General features: G+C 63.0%; 17 protein-coding genes. 9 read left to right on the top strand and 8 right to left on the bottom strand.

Translation table 11 applies throughout. The annotated features are described in order from the left end of the window. The first annotated feature begins 66 nt into the window (after window positions 1-66). The 5 genes from AC3WOY_RS24565 (at window position 67) to AC3WOY_RS24545 (ending at window position 5553) form a co-directional block, all read left to right on the top strand. A complete protein-coding gene (locus AC3WOY_RS24565) occupies window positions 67-330 on the top strand; it encodes a hypothetical protein (RefSeq protein ID WP_492428599.1) in 264 nt (87 codons plus the stop codon). A gap of 68 nt (window positions 331-398) precedes the next feature. Then, window positions 399-683 carry a hypothetical protein gene (locus AC3WOY_RS24560; RefSeq protein WP_492428597.1) on the top strand — a complete coding sequence of 95 codons (285 nt, stop codon included), beginning with the start codon at window positions 399-401 and terminating at the stop codon, window positions 681-683. 105 nt (window positions 684-788) lie between these two features. After that, complete coding sequence (locus AC3WOY_RS24555) at window positions 789-1559, top strand: PP2C family protein-serine/threonine phosphatase (protein WP_492428595.1); 771 nt, start codon at window positions 789-791, stop codon at window positions 1557-1559. Between the two features lie 432 nt (window positions 1560-1991). Further along, on the top strand, window positions 1992-4697 hold the full coding sequence (locus tag AC3WOY_RS24550; protein ID WP_492428593.1) for a protein kinase domain-containing protein: 2706 nt from the start codon (window positions 1992-1994) through the stop codon (window positions 4695-4697). Window positions 4698-4944: 247 nt separating this feature from the next. Beyond that, the gene (locus AC3WOY_RS24545) at window positions 4945-5553 is read left to right on the top strand and encodes a pyridoxamine 5'-phosphate oxidase family protein (RefSeq protein WP_492428591.1); all 609 of its coding nucleotides are present in this window, start codon (window positions 4945-4947) and stop codon (window positions 5551-5553) included. Between the two features lie 13 nt (window positions 5554-5566). Here AC3WOY_RS24545 and AC3WOY_RS24540 read toward each other — a convergent pair whose 3' ends face one another. The 5 genes from AC3WOY_RS24540 to AC3WOY_RS24520 form a co-directional block, all read right to left on the bottom strand. Beyond that, complete coding sequence (locus AC3WOY_RS24540) at window positions 5567-6580, bottom strand: HDOD domain-containing protein (protein ID WP_492428589.1); 1014 nt, start codon at window positions 6578-6580, stop codon at window positions 5567-5569. Between the two features lie 109 nt (window positions 6581-6689). After that, window positions 6690-7997 (bottom strand): sigma-54 interaction domain-containing protein, encoded by a 1308-nt coding sequence (locus tag AC3WOY_RS24535; protein ID WP_492428587.1) that lies wholly within the window; start codon window positions 7995-7997, stop codon window positions 6690-6692. Further along, entirely contained in the window at window positions 7994-11056 is a 3063-nt protein-coding gene (locus AC3WOY_RS24530) for a peptidase domain-containing ABC transporter (protein WP_492428585.1), read from the bottom strand. The genes AC3WOY_RS24535 and AC3WOY_RS24530 overlap by 4 nt, the downstream gene beginning before the upstream one ends. 16 nt (window positions 11057-11072) lie before the next feature. After that, complete coding sequence (locus AC3WOY_RS24525; RefSeq protein WP_492428583.1) at window positions 11073-11825, bottom strand: peptidylprolyl isomerase; 753 nt, start codon at window positions 11823-11825, stop codon at window positions 11073-11075. Window positions 11826-12047: 222 nt separating this feature from the next. Beyond that, the gene (locus AC3WOY_RS24520; protein ID WP_492428581.1) at window positions 12048-13124 is read right to left on the bottom strand and encodes a GGDEF domain-containing protein; all 1077 of its coding nucleotides are present in this window, start codon (window positions 13122-13124) and stop codon (window positions 12048-12050) included. Between the two features lie 270 nt (window positions 13125-13394). On the opposite strand from AC3WOY_RS24520, the gene AC3WOY_RS24515 reads away from it, so the two are divergent. From AC3WOY_RS24515 to AC3WOY_RS24505, 3 genes are all read left to right on the top strand, one after another. After that, the gene (locus AC3WOY_RS24515) at window positions 13395-13595 is read left to right on the top strand and encodes a hypothetical protein (RefSeq protein WP_492428579.1); all 201 of its coding nucleotides are present in this window, start codon (window positions 13395-13397) and stop codon (window positions 13593-13595) included. A gap of 128 nt (window positions 13596-13723) precedes the next feature. Continuing rightward, a complete protein-coding gene (locus AC3WOY_RS24510; RefSeq protein ID WP_492428577.1) occupies window positions 13724-14716 on the top strand; it encodes an EAL and HDOD domain-containing protein in 993 nt (330 codons plus the stop codon). Beyond that, a complete protein-coding gene (locus AC3WOY_RS24505) occupies window positions 14709-16874 on the top strand; it encodes a putative bifunctional diguanylate cyclase/phosphodiesterase (RefSeq protein WP_492428575.1) in 2166 nt (721 codons plus the stop codon). Before AC3WOY_RS24510 ends, AC3WOY_RS24505 begins: the two co-directional genes overlap by 8 nt. Here the strand turns inward: AC3WOY_RS24505 and AC3WOY_RS24500 are convergent, their stop codons facing one another. After that, the gene (locus AC3WOY_RS24500) at window positions 16875-17246 is read right to left on the bottom strand and encodes a response regulator (RefSeq protein WP_492428573.1); all 372 of its coding nucleotides are present in this window, start codon (window positions 17244-17246) and stop codon (window positions 16875-16877) included. Continuing rightward, complete coding sequence (locus tag AC3WOY_RS24495) at window positions 17236-18372, bottom strand: alanine racemase (RefSeq protein WP_492428571.1); 1137 nt, start codon at window positions 18370-18372, stop codon at window positions 17236-17238. The genes AC3WOY_RS24500 and AC3WOY_RS24495 overlap by 11 nt, the downstream gene beginning before the upstream one ends. Window positions 18373-18539: 167 nt before the next feature. On the opposite strand from AC3WOY_RS24495, the gene AC3WOY_RS24490 reads away from it, so the two are divergent. Then, window positions 18540-19769, top strand: coding sequence for a nucleoside recognition domain-containing protein (locus AC3WOY_RS24490; RefSeq protein WP_492428569.1), 1230 nt, complete (start codon window positions 18540-18542; stop codon window positions 19767-19769). On the opposite strand, the gene AC3WOY_RS24485 is transcribed toward AC3WOY_RS24490, so the two are convergent. Then, window positions 19770-22160, bottom strand: coding sequence for a sensor domain-containing protein (locus AC3WOY_RS24485; RefSeq protein WP_492428567.1), 2391 nt, complete (start codon window positions 22158-22160; stop codon window positions 19770-19772). Window positions 22161-22178 lie beyond the last annotated feature (18 nt).

Raw genomic sequence — 22178 nt, 5'->3', positions numbered from 1 at the left:
CAAGCGACGATCCGGTGGAGGCCCCTTGCGCCTCCACCCAGCCAACCGAATCCAAGGAGAACCGCCATGTCCAGCATCATGATCCACGACCTGCCCCGCACCGCAGACCTCGACCGTAAAGCCCTGTCCGCCATCCGCGGCGGCAATTCCTGGCTGAAAGGTCTCGGCCCGATCGCCAACGTCAATGTAGGCGTTACCCAGAATATCGCGCAGTTCCAGAACGTCGAAGTCAACGCGCTCAACAACATCGGCGTGATCGGCGCCGGTTTCGTTCCGCCCAGCCTGAACGTCAGCCCGGCCCAATGGGGTTATGCCGGCGTCGCATTCTGACACCGTGCATGGCATGGCGCTTGCACCACTATCGCTGACCGCCCAATAAAAGCACTCGGAGACAAGAAATGGCAACCATCACGATCAAAGACCTGCGTACTGACCAGATTCTCGACCGCAAGGCCATGTCCGCCATACGCGGCGGCAACGGAGGCTGGGTCTACGGCTGGATCCGTCCCTACAGCCGCAACGCAAATCCGTTCGGCTCGGGCTCGGTGGTCAACTTCTACCAGATCAACAACTATGCCGACCAGATGATCAACCAGGTCCAGGTGGTCGACATCAACAACTCGGCCGCCAATGCGAACATCAATGTCGGCCTCAACGAGAGCAGCACAAACGTCAAGCATTAGACGCACCACAATTGTTTTGCGCGGGAAGGCGTGCATTCCGCGTCACTGGTTCTATACTCATCGCAGGGAAGATTTCCTCCTTTCCGCCCGCCGCCGGAGGTGAACGTGACGCAAACCACGCCATTCAAATGGACGTCGTCCTCCCGCACGCACGCGGGCCTGGTCCGCAAGATCAACGAAGACTCCATCCTCGAAATCGCCGATCGGGGAATCTGGGCCGTCGCCGACGGCATGGGCGGACATACGCTGGGCGACTTCGCCAGCAACGCCATCGTCTCCGCGCTCTCGGACTTGCATCCGTTTGAATCGCTCGAGCAGTTTGCCAACGCCGCGGAGGCCAGCCTGCAGGCGGTGAACCGCCAGTTGCGCACCGAGGCGTACAACCGCGGCGCGCAGATCATCGGCAGCACCGTTGTCGTCCTGCTTGCTTGCGGACGACGCTGCGCCTACCTGTGGGCCGGCGACAGCCGCATTTATCTCTGCAGGAACGGCCACCTGCTGCAGCTGACACGCGACCACAGCCAGGTCGAGGAACTGCTCTCGTCCGGCACGCTCACGGCAGAGGCCGCCATCCATCATCCCGCCCGCAACCTGATCACCCGCGCCGTCGGTGCGGCGGAACTGCTGGAAGTGGATGGGGAGATGATCGAAGTCGCCGACGGCGATATCTTCCTGCTGTGCAGCGACGGCGTGAGCAATGAAGTGACCGACCAGGAGATGCGCGCCGCGCTCGTTACCGGCAATTGCCCGCAGGCAGCGAATGAACTGGTCGAGATCGCCCTCATGCGCGGCGGGCGCGACAATATTTCCGCCGTGGTTGTGCGTGCGGACGATATGCACATCACGGAACAGACAGTGTTGAATCCCGCCCTCTAAGCATGCGGAATATCGACAAATAGCGATTCAGATCAAGCCCTGCGATCCTCACGCGACGATCATGATCGGGGGATCATGCGCCCGCCTGCAGAACCGGGCGCGCGCATGATCCGATGAGGCCGGCGTGTCGCTGAATTACCAACAGCCTGTCACGCGCCGGCATCCAGATGTTGGACATGCCCCGACAGCCGCCATGCATTCAATCCGGCCCGCCACGACGCCCGCACCTTCCGCCTCCATGCGCCGCAGCGAACTTCGCTCATCCTGCGCAGATCGAGGCCGGAATCACACGCGCGCAGCCCTTTCCGGCGCGGCGGGACATGCTGGCACCAAAGGTGCTAGTAGCGGTTGTTCCTTGCACATTGCGCTGCACGGCTGTCCACACAGACTCGGTAGATTCCTATGGTGAACGATTTCAATCAGAAGACTGCATTGCGAACCAGGCGCATGCCGTTCAGGCCGTCGCCGGAAAACGATGCGGATCACGGCGCGAACGTCCTTCCGGTCGGCACGCACCTGGGCGAGTTTGAAATCCTCGACCTGATCGGGGAAGGCGGCTTCGGCATCGTATACCTCGCCTATGACCATTCGCTGGAACGCCAGGTGGCGCTGAAGGAGTACATGCCCTCCGGTCTCGCCAAGCGCACCACGCGCCTGGCGGTGACGGTCCGGTCCCAACACAACGTCGAGACCTTCACGGCAGGCCTGAAGAGCTTCATCAACGAGGCCAAGATGCTGGCGCAGTTCGATTCGCAATCGCTGGTGAAGGTGCATCGCTTCTGGGAAGGCAACGGCACCGCCTACATGGTGATGCCGTTCTACGAAGGCATTACCCTGAAGCAGGCGCTCAAGCAGCGCCGGATCACGCCGTCGGAGTCGTGGATACGCGTGCTCCTCGCCGACCTGTTCGACGCGATCGAAATCATCCATCGTGGACAGTGCCTGCACCGCGACATCGCGCCCGACAACATCCTGCTGCTCAAGGATGGCCGGCCGCTGCTGCTCGATTTCGGCGCGGCACGCCGTGTGATCGGCGACCTGACGCAGTGCCTGACGGCCATCCTGAAACCCGGCTACGCGCCCATCGAACAGTATGCGGATATCGCCGGGCTGCGCCAGGGGCCGTGGACGGATATCTATGCGCTGTCGGCGGTCGTGTACTACCTGATTGCCGGCAAGGCGCCGCCGCCCGCAGTCGCGCGCATGGTGCACGACGAACTGGTGCCCGCGCGCGAAGTCGGCAAGGGGCGCTACAGCGCCGGCTTCCTCGCGGCCATCGACAAGGCGCTGTCCGTCAAGCCGGAAGCGCGCTTCCGCTCCATCGCCGAGCTGCGCCATGCGCTCGACATCATGGAGACCGCCCCGCGCACGCTTCCCCATTCGGATCCCGGTTTCACGACCACCATGGTGCACGCCACGGCCATGGATCCGATGCGTACCCAGATGCCGCTCGATGCCATGCCCGATATCAGGACGCGCATCGCGCCACCGCCGACCCAGCGCAGCGAGCGCCAGCGGTCCCAGTCGCAACCGGCAAGAAATTTCATGCCCGCCGGCTCGACCTACGGCAAACGGGAATGGGCGCTGCTCGGCATCCTGCTGACCGCAGGCGTTGCATCCGGCATTTACCTCGGTACCGGGCAATCGTGGAAAGACCTGGGCGCGGATGCCGGCGGCAGCACGACGATGGAATCCTCCGGTGCAAGTGAGGTGCCCGAGCAGGATGCGGAGGACAAGACCGTCGCCGCATCGCCCTACACGCTGACGCCGCCGGTACCTCAAGTGCCTGCCGAATCAAAAGCGAAGCAGGCCCAGGCCATGCCGCCCGTGGCGAAAGCCCCTGTGCCGCCGCCTGCACTGCAGGAAGTGCCACGCACGAGCGAGGCAACTGCGCAGAAGTACCTGCGCGAGCAGGCCGCACCGCCCTTGCCGTCGACCACACGCGAAGATGAGATCTGGCGCATGGCAAGCAGTGCGGACAAGACAACCGCGTATGAAAAGTACCTGAAGGAATTTCCCAAGGGTCGTTATGCCGCAGTGGCTCGCCTGCGCCTGGAGAGCAAGCAGGCCAAGGAAGCGCCTTCGTCGCCGGAAGAGGACTTGTGGACCGCATCCACCTCGGTCCATACGCAGACCGCGTACGAGGCCTATGTGAAGAAATATCCGAAGGGACGGTATGCGGCACTGGCGAAGGACAGGATCGCCAGCTTCAAGGAGCCGGACCGTGCCGAGCGGGAGGAACCGGTTCCCGCGCTGCCGCCGGTTGCCAGCGCGAAGAAGGAAGCGCCGGTGCCAGTGCCCTCGCCCACTCCGGCGCCTGCAACCGTGTCCGCTCCGGCGACGCCGGCACCGGCCACCGCCCCGCTGGCATCCGAATCCAACCCGGCTTCTGTTTCGGCATCGTCCACCGGCCAGGGCAATGCCTCCGCCGTTCCACCGCCTTCGCCACCTCCAGCGGTGGAACGCAAGCCGCAGGAAGACAAACTGGCGAGCATCAAGCCTGCCGAGAAGGCGGCACCGGCCGTCATCACAGCCAAACCGCCGGCCGAATCACGCCCGATGCCAGCTCCGGCACCCGACGCATCCACCTCGCCCGGACGCAAGCCGCTGGTGCTGGACGACCAGACCATGGCCGGCAACTTCTCGGTCGACCCGAAGACCGGTGCGGTTTCCGGCACGGGCAAGGTCACCTGGACCAACGGCAACCAGTTCGAAGGAACCCTGGTGCGTGGCATGAAGGAAGGCAAAGGCAAGTTCGTCTGGAACAACGGCCAGCGCTACAGCGGCGATTGGGCACGTGACATGCCGAACGGCCGCGGGACGATCACCTTCGCGGACGACAGCAAGTATGAAGGCGATGTGCGGGACGGCATGCCGCACGGACGCGGCGCCACGCGCTTCAAGAGCGGCGACGTTTACGATGGCAGCTGGGTGCGCGGCAAAAGCCACGGACAGGGCCGCTACACTTGGGCCAACGGCAGCTACTGGGAAGGCGAGTTCAGGGACGACAAGCGCACGGAAAACGGCAAGATGGTGTTTGCGGACAGTGTACCAAAGACGGCCGAAACCGAAGCGCCCATGGGGTCGACGCAAAGCGCCGAGCGCAAGGGCGGCGGGAGCGAGTCGTCAGGCAACTGACTGGATGAACGAACAAAGGCCCCGGCGGGGTAATGTCGTTCACTTAAGCTCGATCATCGCTCGCCATCCCGGCGAAAGCCGGGATGACTTCTTTACCTTGCAACGTTAATTGAACAGCATTAGCATCAACACTGAAGTCGGCTTTTTTCAATTTCCTTGATCTGAACAAGGTTTGCGGACGCATAAACCAGGATGGCCTGACCGTCAGAAGCTGGAAGAATCCGCAAGAGATCATCGAGGAGGCCTTATGCCGGGCATGACTTATCACGAGGGAATGCGGCAATTGCAGGAGCGCCGCGACACCCGCCAGCTGGCGGAGCGGTTGAACGAGGTGACGGTGCGTACCGCGTTCACGGACGAAGACCGCGCCTTTATCGAACGTTGTCCGATGTTCTTCATCGCCACGGCCGATGCGGAAGGCAGGCCAGATTGCTCATACAAGGGCGGGCTTCCCGGATTCGTCCATGTTATCGACGACCGTACCCTCGCCTTTCCGGATTACGACGGCAACGGGATGTACCGCACCTGGGGAAATATCCTTGCGAACCCGCACATCGGCATGCTGTTCCTCGACTTCGAGAGTCCGAAGCGATTGCGGGTGAACGGGACGGCGCGAGTCAGCGAGGACGATCCGCTGCGGGAGGAATATCCGGGATCGGTGTTCATCATCCGAGTGCAGGCCGAGACGATTTTCCCGAACTGCCCGCGCTACATCCACAAGATGCGCCTGCAGGAGTACTCGGTCTACGCGCCGCGGCCCGACTACGTTCCTCCAGTGCCTGCATGGAAGACCTTCGACGTTTTCCGCGATGCCCTGCCGGCGCGCGACCGCGACAACGGAAAGGAAGAGTCCTGAGTGGCCGGCGGCCTCAAGCCACCGACTTTTCCTGCGCCGCTTCTGCCGCAAGGATCTCCTTGTAGCAGGCGGCGGCTTCGTCCCCTTCGAGGCAGGCTTCTGCATGGTCCGGCCGCAAGCGGCCGTGCTTGACCAGAAGGTGGATCTTGCAGATCCGGTCGGCGAGGCGCACGGCTTCGCCGAGTTCTGAAGCGGGACCGGTGCGGTCGACCGCGGCAACCGCCTGCGCGGGAAATTCCCAATGCTTCCCGACGACGCGCGCGAGCCGCCGGGCGTAATGCGCGAACGATGCCTGGAAGTCGAGCGACCGCAGTTCGCCCGGCGCGGCGCCGCCCGCCTGGTCGAGCACGCGCAGTGCGACGATCGCGCCGACGTTCTGCAGCAAGCCCGCGAGGAAGGCTTCAAAGCCGTCGACATGGCGGGACTGGGCAAAGTAACGGCAGGCCACGCCGTAGGAATCCGCCAGCTCCCACATCCTCGGCGCCCCTTCCGCCGTGAAATGCCCGAGACCCGCGTTGAACAGCGGCTTGAAAGCGACACTGGCGACCAGCATGCGCAAGCCGTTCTGGCCGATGATCGCGATCGCGTCCTCGATCGTGTTCACCGAAGACGAGCGCCGGAAATAGGAACTGTTCACCTGCTTGAGCACCGCCGCCACCAGCACCGGATCGTGCGCCACCTGCTCGGCGAGCTGGCTGTTGGAGACATTGCGGTCGCGCAGGCTGCGCAGCAGCATGGGGATCACCGAAGGAATGCGGGGAACAAGTTCCACGGTCGCAGGATCGTCGGAATCGGCAACGCGCTTGAGCGTCCGCAGCAGGCGGTTCTCGGCTTCGTCCATGTCTTCCGCCACGGCGGATCCCATCCCCAGCAGCCAGGGAAAGAACAGGTTGTCGACGTCGATCATTTCGACCTGTGCCGGCGCTTCCATCGCGAACACGGTCAGGGGATTGAGCGCGAGGTCGTCTTCCGGCTCCATCGGTCCGGGCGCGCGGTTGAAAAATCGGTCGAGAAGTCTCTTGAACATGGGGCGCAGGCATTTCGGAAAGCAGCGCACAGTGTACTGCGTTGCCCCGTGGCGATGCGCGCATCCAGCTCAATAAAATCCGAAACTCCTTGGCATTGCAAAAGCAGCATCAATGCGTCTTGCTCTTGTCCTGCCCATCCGCCGCCTGGTGCCTGAAATCCTTTGACCGGATGCCGTGCTTCTTGAGCAGCATCTGCAAGTGGGAGCGGTTCATGTCGCAGCGTCTTGCCAATTCAGCCACGGTTCCACCAACCTCCTTCAGGCCGCGCTCCAGGAAGGCGCGCTCGGCCTCGTCGCTGGCGGCGCGTTTCGCATCGCTCAACGAGGTCAGCTTGATGGCTTCCAGATCGATGCCGCTGGCCGTGATCGAGCGCGCCGACGATTTCGGGCGGATGTCTTCCGGCAGGTGCACGATGTCGGCCATGTCGCTGGCAAGGCAGGAAATGCGGTAGATCAGGTTGCGCAGTTCGCGAATATTGCCGGGATAGGCGTAATTCAGCAGGAAATCGCGCAGGCGGGGCGTCATTTTCACCGGGGGGCGCTTCAGTGCCTCGGCCGCCTCGTCGCCGAAGAAGGAAAACAGCAGGGGAATTTCGTCCTTGCGCTCGCGCAGCGGCGGCAGCGTCACCTGGATGACGCTGAGGCGGTAGAACAGGTCCTCGCGGAAGCTGCCCTCGGCGATCAGCTTGCGCAGGTTCTTGTTGGTGGCGGCGACGATGCGGGTGTCGACATTGATAACCTCGTCCGAACCGACGCGCTGGATCTCGTGCGCCTGCAGCACGCGCAACAGTTTCACCTGGCCGGGCAAGGGCAGTTCGCCGATTTCGTCGAGGAAGATGGTGCCATGGTGCGCGCTCTCGAACTTGCCCTTGCGATCGTTGGCCGCCCCGGTAAAGGCGCCCTTCTTGTGTCCGAACAGTTCGGACTCGAGCAGGTTTTCGGGAATCGCGCCGCAGTTGACGGAGATATAAGGCTTGTCGGCGCGCGAGCCGTTGGCATGGATCACCTTGGCCATCAGCTCCTTGCCGGTGCCGCTTTCGCCGTCGATCAGCACAGGCAGGTCGGACGGAGCGGCCTTCTCGGCGATCTCCAGCGATTCGAGCAGCTTCGGATTGTCCCCGAAAGTCCCTTCGAAAATAAAGCTGCGATCCATCAGGCCCTGGCGGCGTTCGCCCGGCGGGCGCTCCACCGGCTCCATCGGCTCGACTTCGGCGCTGGCGGCACGCACGAACCTTTCCTTGTGCGACAACTGCATCACTTCGTCGCGCAAGGCATTCGACTGGCGCAGCAGCTTTTCGATCTCGGCACGTTCGAGCCTGGAAGACCAGCGCAAGGTATTGCGCATGATCTCGATCTTTTCCAGCAATCCGGCGTACGAGATGCTGGAGCCGCCGAGGCGTTGGTCGAATATCTTCATGCGGCGCTCAACTGCTTCTGCACCAGTTCGTAATACATGCCCCTGCGGGCGACCAGTTCATCGTGGCGACCCTGCTCGACCACCGCGCCCTCGAACAGCACGAGGATCTTGTCGGCGCGCATGATGGTGCTGAGGCGGTGCGCGATGACAACGGCCGTGCGACCCTTGAGGATCTCGTGCATGTTGCCCATGATGTTGCTCTCGGACTGGGTATCGAGCGCGGAGGTCGCTTCGTCAAACACCAGCAGGCGCGGGTCGTGGTACAGCGCGCGTGCAATGCACAGGCGCTGGATCTGTCCGCCGGACAGCCCCATGCCGCGCTCGCCGACGATCTGTTCGTAACCCAACGGCAGCTTGGCGATGAAGGCATGGGCGTCGGCCATCTTGGCCACTTCCTCGATGCGGCGGCGGTCGGGGCTCTCTTCGCCGCTGGCAATGTTCTCCGCGATCGTGCCCGAGAACAGCAGGTTGCTCTGCATGACATAGCCGACTTGCGCCCGGTAGTAATCCTTGTCGATCACATTCATGTCGTAGCCATCCACGACGATCTTGCCCTCGGTCGGCGGATAGAAGCCGACCAGCAGTTTGGCCAGTGTGGTCTTGCCCGAACCGCTGCGTCCGACGATGGCGACCAGTTCTCCCGGCTTGATGTCGAGGCTGATGTTCTCCAGGACGTAGGCCGTATCTTCGCCGCCGTAGCGGAAATAGATACCTTCCAGCTTGATCTCGCCCTGCAGGTCCGGCAGCACGACACGCGACGGCAAGTCCTGCGGCTTCTGCTCGGGCTCCATGTCGAGCACGTCGCCCAGCCGCTCCATCGCCACGCCGGCATCGTTGAGCAGGTTCCACAGGCCGACCAGGCCCATCAGCGGTGCGAGCACGCTGCCCATCAGCGCATTGAAGGCAATCAGCTGGCCGATGCTCAACTCGCGCGACAGCACGAGGCTGGCGCCGACCCAAAGCACGGCGATGGTGGTGGCGGCATTGAGGATCTGCCCCGCGAAGGAAATCCAGATGCCGAAGGTCTGCGCGCGATACTGCACTTCCAGCGCCTTCACGTACTTCCGTTCCCACTTGAGCCGGACCGGCCGCTCGATGCCCATCCCCTTCACGGTTTCCACGCCGCCCAGCGTCTCCATCAGGAAGGCCTGGGCATCGGTCGATGCGGTGAATGCTTCCCGCGCGAAATTCTTCACCTTCGGCGTCGCCAGCACGGTCAGTGCGATGATCGGGATGACAAAGGCGATCAGCACCATCGTCAGCTTCACGTTGTAGAGGAACATGATGGTGAAGTAGATGAACACCATCAGCAGGTTGAGGATGGTCGTAATCGTCGACTCGGTGAGGAAGGCGCGGATCGTCTGGTTCTCCTGGAAGCGCGCCAGGATGTCGCCGGTCTTGCGCTTGGCAAAGAAGGAGAACGGCAGCGACATGGTGTGCTTGAAGAAATGCGACATCATCGCGAAATCGAGGTTGCGCACCATGAAGCCGGCGAGGAAGGAGCGTATCGTCGTCATCAGCTGGGAAAACAGGCTGGAGACGACGAGGCCGACGATCAGCAGGTGCAGCAGGTTGACGTTCTGGTGGACGATCACGCCGTCGAGGATGTTCTGGATGATGAGCGGCGGCACCAGTCCGAGCACCTGGATCACGAAAGTGGCGAGGAAGATGTGCAGCAGGATTTTCTTGTACGGCTTGAGATAGCCGACGAAGCGGATCCACGGCGAACGCGACGCGGCCAGCTGCACCATGTCCTGCCCGGGCGTGAAGACGAGGCAGGTGCCGCTCCATCCGCGTTCGAATTCCTCCACGGCCATCTTCTTGAAGCCGATGGCGGGATCGGCGACCCAGACGTGCGACTTCGACACGCCGTAGATGATGATGTAGTGGTAACCCTCCCAGTGCGCAATGAAGGGCAACTGGAAGCCGAGCAGCGACTCATAGGTGCATTGCACGCCGCGCGTCGAGAAGCCCAGCGAATCGCCCACCCGAGCAAGACTGTCGAGCGTGGCGCCGGCCGTGGTCACGTTGGCCAGCTCGCGCAGCTTGCCCAGCGTCATCGGGATGCCGTAATGCTTGCAGATCATCGCGAGGCAGGCCGCACCGCAATCCATTTCCTCGGCCTGCTCGACCAGGGGGAAGCGCCGGATGACCTTTTCGCCCATCTCGGGCTTCGACTGGAGGTCGAGCAGTACCGGACGCCTGCGCCGTTCCTCCAGCTTCTTCTGGCGCTGCAATTCCCGTTCGACGATGCGGATACGGTCTTCCAGCACTTCACGCAGTTTTGGATTGCGCTCCAGGATGACGTGGATGGTTTTCTCGGGGATCACCAGCAGCGTGGTGTCGGTGACGGCGCTGACGGTCACCATCTGCTCCTGGCGCATCAGGCACGCCTTCTCGCCGAAGATATCGCCCTGATGCAAGGTTGCCAACGGGTATTCCGTTCCCTCCTCCATGCGCACCAATTTGACCTCGCCCTGGCGAATCACATAGAGGCGCCGGTCTTCTTTCGCATCCTGCTTGAGAATGTCCTTGCCGGCAGCGACGCGCTTGACGCCGACGCTGCGCACGAATTCTTCCAGCTCCGCCTTGTTGACTTTGCCCCGCAAGTCGAACAGGCGCGTGACGAAGCCGCCGGCGGAACTGATCGCCACATAGCTGGCGATGAATTCCAGCGCCGCCGGATTGCGCGCGATGATCGGTTCGATGACCTTGCGCGGGATGAACAGCAGTTCCGTCTTCAGCGATGCACGGACCGAGGATTCGTGCCGGTAGTCGCGCAGCATGGCGATCTCGGCAATGACCTCGCGCTCCTTGCGCACGCCCATGCTGATTTCCTTGCCGTTCTCCTCGGTGAATACGCGCACGGAACCGGACTTGACGATGAACAATCCTCCGGCCGGATCGCCTGCGTTGCAGACGGTGTCGCCAAAGGCAAAGAAGCGCGATTCCGCATGCTCCGCCAGGCGTTCGATCTCTTCCCGGTTGAAGGGTGAAAGGATCTCGACGGACGCAAGGAAATCCGCGAGGGGTTGCTGCTGCTTCTGCGCTGCGTCCATGGATCAGGAAGCGGACTCAACGCGCTTCGATGATGTGTTCCTGCGCGCGGGCGAACAGCCATTCTTCACGAAGCAGGCGGCGGATCTCAGCGGCGGTGTCCTCATCGAGCCGGGCCGGATGCTTGGCGTCCACCTTGAAGATTTCGAACACCGTCTTGTCGGATGAAGGGAACGGTCCGAGCAGGTCGCCCTCCGAGGCATTGAAGACCTTGGCCTCGATGTCCGTCTTGAGCGATCCGCGCAGCACCTTGCCGATGCGGCCGCCCTGTTCCTTGGTGTCGGCGATAGAGTGTTCGCTTGCCATGTCCTCGAAGCTGTCGGGATCGTCGCGCAGGTAGGCGATCATTTCCTTGGCCTTGTTTTCGGCATCGAGCACCATGTGGCTGACCTCGATGCTGTCGAACTTCGGCGAGTTGAGCTTGAAGTAATGCTCCACCGCCTTGTCGCTGCAGACGTCGGCCATCATCTTTTCCTGGTACAGGCTGTCGGTGACAAAATTCTCGAACTCGTCGAGGCTGACGCCGAGCGCGTTGAGGTAGTTGTTCATGTCGGCCGCGCGATGCAACCCCTGGACCCGGCGGAAATTGTCGGCGCGCTCCTGGATCTCGTCCGGCGTCACCTTCACGCCGTGTTTCTTCGCCGCACGCACCGTCAGCTTGTCCCTGACGATCTGCTCGATGAGACCTTCGAACTGGCCCGTGAGCTTCAGTGTCCTGACAAAATCCTCGATGCCGATGACTTCATCATCGATACGCACAATCGCCGTCATCGTCCTCTCCTTGCGGTTAGCCTCATTGGATGCGAGACATGCCCGCCGGGTTCACTGCTCCCCGGCATGAAGTTGGAGCTCGCGCAAGCCTTGTTCGAATTCCTCTCTGGAGCCGCGAAGAAGCAGTACAGGCCTGCGCGAGCAAGCGTTACAGAAACCTTAGGATTTCATGCAGGGGGGACGTTTGCGGATGCTCAAACCGGCGTCAATCGCCGCACCGGTTCAGCAGGGATTGAGGCAATAGCGATTCTTGCCGGCCTTCTTTGCCTTGTACATCAGGCGGTCCGCCGTTTCCATGACGGAGGATTCGTCATGGCAATCGTCGTCGGGCAGCAGGCAGATGCCGACGCTGGCGCCGATACGCATGTCGCCCTGGCCGTGCACATGGATCGCGGCGATCGATTCGATGATCGATTGCGCCAGCCTTTCAAGTTCGCGCAGGTCGGACGCGTCGGCCACGACGATGCCGAATTCGTCGCCGCCCAGGCGGGCCACCTTGTCCGCCGCATCGACGCAATCATGCAGGCGGTTGGCCACGCATTTGAGCACATCGTCGCCGGTGCCATGGCCGCAGACATCGTTGACGCCCTTGAAGCCATCCAGGTCCAGCAACATGACCGCGCTGCGGTTGCCATTGCGCGCGATGTCCTGGATCAGCTTCTGCAAGCACTGGAAAAAGCCCGCGCGGTTCATCAGGCCGGTAAGGGAGTCCGTACGGGACGCGGACTCGAAACGTGCCGCGCGCTGCTGCATCTCGCGCTTGGCCTGGGCGATCTGTTCCGACAGCAGGAGCGTGTACCAGGGCAGGACGATGATCGACAGTACGATCCCTTCGGTCACCAGCTTGCCGGCATGCCAATAGGGCGACAGCCACAGCGCGCCGCCGATGCAGACACCGCCGAGGACTGCGGACAGTTTCGCGAACCGGGGGCCGTTGCGCATCCCGTTGCCGATTGCCATCACCACCGGCGCCCAAAGCACGGGCGCCAGCACGTCCCCGCCCTGGTAAACGGCGAATGCGAACACCGCCTGGTCCAGCACGATGGAGATCATGCGGCGGGAGCGGAAGGTCAGCAGCGAAAACCCGACCACGCCAATCCAGATGGCGCCGAAGCCAAGATATGCGGCAATGCCGGTGACGGCATTCCTGAGGTCGGCAATGTGCCCAGCCCAATGCGCGATGGCGACATAGACGACAAATACCAGCGTGCCGGCAAACCGGAAACACGCGTGCCCCATTTCGCCGCCGAGGTTGAGCGACAGCGTTTTCGACTGCGATGCCGTTACCGGAATATCCATGGCGCCTTATCCGTATGGGGGCTCCTCGTCAGGCGCAAGAAGGGTGCCGGGCCTGGCCGCACCTGCGCTACTGCCGGGTTGTCTCCGTATTGTTATTGCATTTGGGAAACTATTATAAACATACATTCGAAGTGACTTTTAATTATTTGTAGAGGATGGACACTAGAAGTTTCTTGCCTGAATCGCGGGCAGATATTTTCCATAAGGGAACAAAATCCGACACGCACCGGTCTAGGGAATACCGAGTGGCTTTAAACAGGAAAAACCATCATGATGCTTGACGAGCAACACAGCGAAGAACTGCGCGCGCTGCGCAACCTTGAGCGCACCGTGCGTGCATACAGCCTGACCGCGCACATGATTCCTGCCTACCGCCGCCAGGAAATGCTCGCCGCCGCGCTGCGCGAAGTCATCAACGCACGCAAATCGGCGATCCGGAAGTCCAAGTGCGCACCCTTCCGCGAAGCCTAGGAGTTCGCGTCCGATACACCGTCTGCAACAGACTCGACATCTTTTCGACAAAGAATTTCCCTTTATCAACGCTTCCTGGCCTTTCGCGGTAACATAACAGTCTCGTTATTTAGCCGTCCGATCTCGCCATGAGCGCCCTGAATCCTGTCCCGCTCCTGTCGGTAGACGTCCTCTCCGACCAGAACCGTACCCCAGCCGCGCTGCTGCTCGACTTCAGCATCTGTGCCGCGGACGCGTTCATGCCGCTTGTGCAGGGCGAGGATTTCCGGACGCTCGCAAGCCGTTTTCCCTGCATCATGCGGGCGGCGGGCCTGGAGCCGGCGCTCGAACAAGCCTTGCTGGATGCAGGCTGCCGCATCGTGCCTGATGAATCGGTCATCCATCTCGCGGCGCTTCCCGAGGAAGCCCTGCCGCCACGGGTGGAATGGATTGCCGGCCCCTGGTACATGGCCCCGCGCGCCAAGCCGGCCGGCAACCAGGCTGCATCGCGCGCACTGGCGCTCCAACTCGTACAACTCGTGTCGGCCGATGCGGATACGCATGAGATCGAAGCCGTGCTGCGGCGTGACCCTGCGCTTTCCTACCATCTCCTGCGACTGGTCAATTCCCTGGGCATGGGCATGAGCCGGCAAGTCACCAGCTTCTCGCAGGCGATCCTGATCCTCGGCCGCGCGCAACTGCGCCGCTGGCTCAACCTGATGCTGTTTTCCTCGCGCTCCGGCGACGAAGGCTCTGCAATGCTGCTGGCACGCGTGGCCGCCCGCGCCCGCCTGATGGAATTGCTCGCCAAATCGAGCGGCCTGGACAAGACCGGCCAGGAATCGGCATTCATGGCGGGCATGTTCTCGCTGCTCGGCATCCTGTTCGGCATGCCCCTGGAAGAAGTCCTGCGCCCGCTGAAAATCAGCGAGTCGCTGCAGTCCGCCCTGCTGCACCGGGAAGGCGAGGTCGGCCGGCTGCTTGCCCTGGTCGAATCGGCGGAACACGCAGAACACGCTGAAATCGCAGCGCACCTGCAGGCAATCGCCCTGCCCGCTCCGGAATTCAACCTGCTGACCGTACAGGCCCATGCATGGATGCTGGATGTGGTACGCGAAAGCGCCGGAGGCAAACATGCCTGATCCGAAGACCATCGAGCGCTGCCTTGCGCTGTGCCGCGAGGTGCGTTCGCTCGATGGCGCCGCCCAGTTGCAGGCATTGAGCGAACTGGAAGCGGCCCTGGCAGAAGCGCAACAGGAGCCGTCCACGGCAAAACCGGCCGAACCGGTCATCACGATGGACCCGGCGGGCTATATCACCGGCTGGAACGACGGCGCCGAGCGCCTGTTCGGCTACTCGCAGGAAGAAGCCATCGGCCAGCATGTGCTTTTCATCTATGCGGACGACGACGAGGAAGTCGCCGAGCTTTTCCTGGAGGAAGGCACGTCCCCCTTAATGGAAGTCCGGCGCCGCAAGAAATCCGGCGAGATATTCTGGGCCAGCCTGGCGCTGTCCATGACCACGGACGAAGCCGGCCACCCGGCGGGCATGATCGCCCGCATGTCCGAAATCACCGAACGCCTCTCCGACGAAGACAAGCTGCGCCTGCACGCCCGCATCATCGAAGACAGCGACCAGGGCATCCTGATCACCGACGGCGAGGAACGCATCGTCTCGGTCAATACGGCATTCACCCGCATCACCGGCTACTCCGCCGCCGAAGCCATCGGCAAGACCCCCGACCTGCTTCGCTCCGGCAAGCACACGGCAGACTTCCGCGCCCAGGTGCGCTCGGCGATGAAAGGATCGGGCCCGTGGCAAGGCGAGATTTTCGGCAGGCGCAAGAACGGCGAAGTCTTCCCGCAGTCGGTGACCATCAGCGTCGTGCGCAATGACAAGGGCGAGATCACGCACGCTTTCTCGATCTTTTCCGACATCAGCGTTTTCAAGGAAGCCGAGGCCCGCATGCAGCGCCTCGCCAACTACGACACGCTCACCGGCCTGCCCAACCGCGCCCTGCTGAACCAGCTGGTCGGCCAGGCGCTGACCTCCGCGCGCCGCACCAAGGGACATGGCGCGCTGCTGGTCATCGAATTGCAGCGGTTCCATTCGATCTACGACACGCTTGGGCACGAAGTCGGCGACGCCCTGCTGGTTGAAGTGAGCAACCGGTTCCGCCATGTCCTGCGCGATGAGGACGTCCTCGCGCGCATCGACGGCGACAAGTTCGCCGTCGCGCTGTTCGACATCCAGAAACGGGAACACGCCGGCATCGTCGCGAACAAGCTGCTCATCAAGCTCGACGATCCCTTCGAAATCGACGACCACAACCTGCGCATCGGCGCCAGCATCGGCATTTCGATCTATCCGGAAGACGGCATGGATACCGCGGCGCTGCTGCGCTACGCCGATGCGGCCCGGGTACGCGTGCACGACCACGGCGCCAACGGCTACATGTTCTACAGCCCGGAGATGAACCAGCGGGCAAAGGAACACCTCTGGTTCGAAAGCGAATTGCGGCGTGCGCTGGGCGGCAACCAGCTGCAGTTGCACTACCAGCCAAAGGTCAGCCTGCGCAGCGGCCGCATTGTCGGCGCCGAGGCATTGTTGCGCTGGAAGCATCCGGACCGCGGCATGGTGTCGCCCGGCATTTTCATTCCCGTCGCGGAGGAAACCGGCCTGATCCTCGATCTGGGCACCTGGGTGCTGGAAGAAGCCTGCCGGCAGATTCGCCAGTGGCAGGACGCCGGCCTCGATGTGCCGCCGGTCGCCGTCAACCTTTCATCGCGCCAGTTCGACCGCCACCTGCCGGACCGCATCCAGGAAGTGCTCGAACGCCATGGCGTCACGCCCGACCGCATCAAGCTAGAAATCACCGAAACCCTGCTCGTGCGCGGCCCGGAAACGGTTATCCCGATCATGAATGAACTGGCGGCGCGCGGTCTGGCGCTTGCGCTCGACGATTTCGGCACCGGCTATTCCAGCCTGGCCTACCTGAAGAAATTCCCGATCAGCACGCTCAAGATCGACCGCGCATTCGTGATCGGCCTGCCGCATGAGGAGAACGACTGCGCGATCGCCCGCGCCATCGTGACCATGGGCCAGCAACTGCGCCAGGAAATCGTCGCCGAGGGCGTCGAAACGCCGGAGCAGATGGCCTTCCTGCGCGACCTTGGCTGCGACCAGCTGCAAGGCTACCTGTTCAGTCCTCCGGTTGCCCCTGGCGATTTCGAACGGATGGTGCTCGACAACAAGCGGCTCAACCTGGCGATCGTTGTCGAACAGCGTACGGCCAACTGATCAACCGGGCAGGAACGCTTCCACCTGCGTAGCGAAAGTCTTGATATCGAACGGCTTGGAAATATAGCCGTTGAACCCCGCAGCAAGCAATTCACTGCGATCGCCGTCGCGGACAAGCCCCGTCACCGCGACCATCGGGATAGCAGCCGTCGCCGCATCGTTCCGGATCTCGCGTGCCACCTCGAAACCGGTCATGTCGGGCATGCGTCCGTCGCAAAGGATCAGGTCCGGCAAGTCCCTGCGGGCGGCTTCCAGCCCATCTCCACCGCACGACACGCCGGTCGCCTGGTATCCGGCCGCTTTCAGCAGCAATACCATCAGCCGCAGGTTGGCGGAATCGTCTTCGATCACCAGCACGCGCTTACCAGCCATATGTCTTGCTCCATTGGGACAATGTTTCCGATGCCGGGTCCAGCACGTTGTACTCTCGGTACGGCGCGACCGTCATGCACGCGTGGTTGGGCAGGATGCGCAGCTGCGCACCGACGGGAAAGCGTTCGAAGGGTGGCGCACCGCCGGCGCTGCGGACAAAACCGTGTTCCTGGTGGACCTCGGCCACATGCAGTCCGTCGATCAGCCGCCCTTCGATGTCGCAGACCAGGCCGTAGCCGATATGCGGGTCGTGCTCATTGGCGCTGACATCCTTCGACAGCGCGAGGGCGCCGGCATCGACCAGCAGGTGGCCGGACTCGCGGTGATGCCCGATGACCGTCGCCAGGACGCTGACGGCGATATCGTCAACGGCGCACACGCCCAGCCTGGCTTGCGAGAGGTCGAAAAAGACATAGACGCCGGGCCGAATCTCGGTCACGCCATCCAGAGGAACATCGGTCAGCGCAGTCGGCGTCGAGCCGATGCTCACCGTTTCGCACGGCAGTCCGGCCGCGCGGATGCGTTCCGCGGCGCGAACCGCCGCATCGCGCTCGGCGGCCGCGATCTGCCTGCGCGCCGCATCATCGGCAGCGTGGTAGGAGTGGCCGGCGTGGGTGAGCACGCCTTGCAGCATCAGCCCCGGCGCGGCGGCGATGCGCTTTGCGATGGCGATCAGCGCGTCGCTTTCCGCTGCGACCCCGGCACGATGGCCGCCGCAGTCGATCTCGATCAGGACAGGCACGGGTGCACCGGCATGACCGGCAATATCTTCAGCCGCCCGGAGCGAATCCAGGACAACGTTCACGCGCGCGCCCTGCGCGATGAAGCGTTCGATGCCCGGCATCTTCGACGGCACGATGCCGACGGCGTAAGTCATGTCGCGAAAACCGGCGTCGAAGAAATAGGCAAGTTCGGCCATCGTCGAGACAGTGATGCCGCCGAACCGCCCCGCCGTCGCGATGCGCGCCACCTCGGCGCTTTTTGCGGTTTTCAGGTGCGGCCTGAGCTGGACGCCGGCCTGTGCGGCACGCTGCGCCATGCGCTCGCAATTCGCCTCGAGGCGCTGCCGGTCGAGGATGACCGCCGGCGTGGTCAATGCGGAAAGAAGATGTGCGGAGGATGTCACGATGGTCGAAAGCGATGCGGGAATTGCTCCGGTGGACCTTTCCGCCGGTATCATGTCGATGTTAACATGAACACCGCCGCCGTTTTTTCGATGATGCCTTCCCGCCCGTTCCGCTCGCCCCATCCGACGATGACATTCCTGCAGCTTTCCGGCTGGAGGATGCGCGCATGCTGAACGGACTGTGGCTGGGTTTCTTCCTCGTCGCGGGGGTGAGCGCATTCAGCCGGTGGCTGGCCGGAGGCGATGCCGGCGTCTTCGCCGCGATGGTAGAGAGCCTGTTCGGGATGGCGAAGCTGTCCGTCGAAGTCATGGTGCTGCTGTTCGGCACGCTGACGCTGTGGCTGGGATTCCTGCGCATTGCGGAGAAGGCCGGCCTGGTCGAACTTCTCGCGCGCTTGCTGACGCCGCTGTTCCGGCGCCTCATGCCGGGCGTCCCCGCCGGCCACCCTGCACTGGGACTCATCACGCTGAATTTCACCGCAAACGGTCTCGGCCTGGACAACGCGGCCACGCCCATCGGCCTGAAGGCCATGCGGGCGCTGCAGGAGCTCAATGACAAGCCGGACACGGCAACCAATGCGCAGATCCTGTTCCTCGTGCTAAACACGTCGTCGCTCACGATGCTCCCTGTCTCCATCTTCATGTACCGGCTTCAGCAGGGCGCGGCCGACCCGACACTGGTTTTCCTGCCCATCCTGATCGCCACGAGCATCGGCACCCTCGTCGGCTTCCTTGCCGTCGCCGCAGTACAACGGCTGCGGATCTGGGATCCGGTCGTCCTGGCCTGGGTGGCCGGCTTTTCGATCCTGCTGAGCGGGTTCATGGCGATCCTGGGCGGCATGTCGGCCACGGCGCTGGCGGCACTCTCCTCCTTGCTTGGGAACCTGGTCCTGTTCGGGTTGATCCTGCTTTTCCTGCTGGCCGGCGCGTTGCGGCGCGTGCCTGTTTACGAAGCTTTTGTCGAAGGTGCAAAGGAAGGCTTCGACGTTGCGAAAAACCTCTTGCCCTACCTGGTGGCGATGCTTTGCGCGGTGGGCGTGCTGCGGGCATCCGGCGCGCTCGATGTGGCGCTGGGCGGCATCCGCTTCCTGGTCGAGACGATCGGCTGGGACACCCGTTTCGTCGATGCCCTGCCGACGGCGCTCGTCAAGCCATTTTCCGGAAGCGCAGCGCGCGCGATGCTGATCGAACTGATGAAGACAGGCGGTGTCGACAGCTTCCCGGCGCTCGTCGCCGCCACCGTGCAAGGGAGCACCGAAACCACCTTCTATGTATTGGCGGTGTATTTCGGCGCCGTCGGCATCCAGCGCGCAAGACATGCCGTCGGCTGCGCATTGCTGGCCGATGCGGCGGGCGTGCTGGCCTCGATCCTGGTCTGCTACTGGTTCTTCGGCTGATCAGCCTGCCAGGCGCGCGGCCACACCGGAGCGCAGCAGGCTTTCGATTTCCTCCGGCGGCAGCGGATCGCTGATGCAGGATCCCTGGATTTCATCGCAGGAAGTCGTGCGCAGGAAGGCAAGATGCTCCTTGCTCTCGACGCCTTCGGCCACGACGGACAGGTCCAGCGTGTGCGCGAGGTTGATGACGGCCTCGGCCAGTTTCCAGGGACTCACCTCGTCGGTATCGTTCTGCCGCAGGAAGGAACGGTCCAGCTTGAGGCAGTCCAGCGGAAAGCGGCGCAGGTAGGCCAGCGACGAGTAGCCGGTACCGAAATCGTCGACCGACAGCCGCAGGCCGAGCGCTTTCAGTTCCTTCAGCAGGTCGGCGCCGGCATCGGCATCCTCCATCAGCGCCGATTCCGTCAGTTCCAGCTCGAGCTGCTCCGGCCGCATGCCGCTCTGGCGCAAGGCATGCGCCACAGACGCCAGGATTTTCTTGTTGCGCAACTGGCGTGCCGAGAGGTTGACCGAGATCGTGAACGGCCGCCCGTAGCGCACCGTCCACTCCTGTACCTGCTCCGTCGCACGCCGCAGCACCCAATCGGTAATGTCATCGATCAGGCCGCTTTCCTCGGCAAGCGGGATGAAGTCCGAGGGCGATACGGCGCCGAGTTGCGGCTGTGTCCAGCGTAGCAAGGCTTCCACGCCGGTCACGCGCAAGGTCTTCAGGTCGACGCGCGGCTGGTAGTAAATGACGAACTCGTTCCTGTCCAGCGCATGGCGCAGCGCGGCGTGCCGCATCATGCGCGTGCGCGACTCGGCGCTCATGTCCGGCGTATAAAAGCGGAAACAGTTGCCGCCGGTTGCCTTGGCGCGATACAGGGCGGTATCCGCGTTCTGCAGCAGCACAGCGCTGGTCGTACCGTCATGCGGAAACTTGCTGATGCCGATCGATGCCCCTGCCCTGACTTCGTGCCCCTCGATCATGACCGGCCGGTCGAGCGCCTTGCACAGCTTGCCGGCGAGACGGACGGCCGATGCCTCCCCGTGCTTGCATTCGGCAAGGACGACAAACTCGTCGCCCCCCAGGCGGCCGATCGTATCGTCGGGCCGGATGCAGCGCCGCAAGCGCAGCGCAATTGCCTTGAGCAATGCATCGCCCGCGGCGTGGCCCAGCGAGTCGTTGACCTCCTTGAAGTTATCGAGGTCGATGAAGAACACCGCAAGCATCGCGTCATCCCGGCGGTCTTCCAGGCATTCGCGAAGGCGCCGCTGCAGCAGTGCACGGTTGGGCAATTCGGTCAGCGTGTCGCGCGTGGCAAGATGTTCGAGCGCATTGGCGGTACGGACCTCATGCGTGACATCGCGGCTCACGCCGCGATAGCCGCCGAACACGCCGTCCTCGGTGAACGGCTCTCCCGAAATCCTCAGGAAACGGACCTCGCCGGGCTTGGCCAGCGACCAGACCGGGTAGATCAGGTCGTGGAACGGCCTGCGGGCCGCAATGCTTTCCGCGCAGGCAATGAATCCGGATGCCTTCGGGTCGGCGATATGCTCCTCGAAACTGGTACCAAGCAATTCGGACGCGCGCAGCCCCAGCCGCTGGTAAATCCCTTCGGAAAAGAAACTGAAACGGACGTGGGCATCGGTCTCCCAGTACCAGTCGGACGACAGGGTCGTGAGGCTGCGGAATCGCTCTTCGCGCCGCGCCAGTTCCCGCCCGGCCTGCAGCTGCGCGGTGATATCGCGCGCGATGGCGACGATCCCCATCTTTGCGCCCGTCTTCGGGTCGCGCACCGTGCGCGTGCTCGCCCCCAGCCACACCCAATGGCCTTTCTTGTGGCGGAAACGGATATTGACCAGCCCTCGCTGGTGCCGCGGCCCCTTCGGAACGTCCCGCCTGGCATCGTCCGGATGGACGTAATCGTACAAATGGGTGCCGACCAGTTCGTGCTGCTCGTAACCGAGCGTGTCCTTGTGCGAGGGCGACACGTACTGATAGATGTTGTTGGCATCGCTATAGGAAATGAGGTCGCGCGCGTTCTCCGTCAGCAGGCGGTGCTCGATTTCGCTTCGCATCAGCTTCGTGCGCACATCGTAGCTTGCCGTCACATCGACAAGCGTACCGAGGTAACCAAGCAGGCTGCCATCCCCCGCGAGCCGTGGCGCACCGGTTTCGGCCACCCAGCGGGTGCGGCTGTCGGCGCGAGTGATGCGGTATTCGAACTGGTACTGGAGGCCCTTCCGTCTAGCGTCCAGGATCTTCTGGATGGCGGCCGGTGCGTCCTCCGGATGGATATGCGCAAACCAGTCGTTGATGTGAACGTCCCCGGGCGACGAAAAGGCCTGCATCGCTTCCGGGTTGAGGTAAGTGCAACGCCCGTCCGCGTCCGCCTCCCACACGATCATCGATGCATCCCCGACGAG

Source organism: Noviherbaspirillum sp. FW303-A3, from assembly GCF_058788695.1.
Note: the sequence above shows the minus strand (reverse complement) of the source record. Positions and strands in the feature narration are given on the sequence as shown.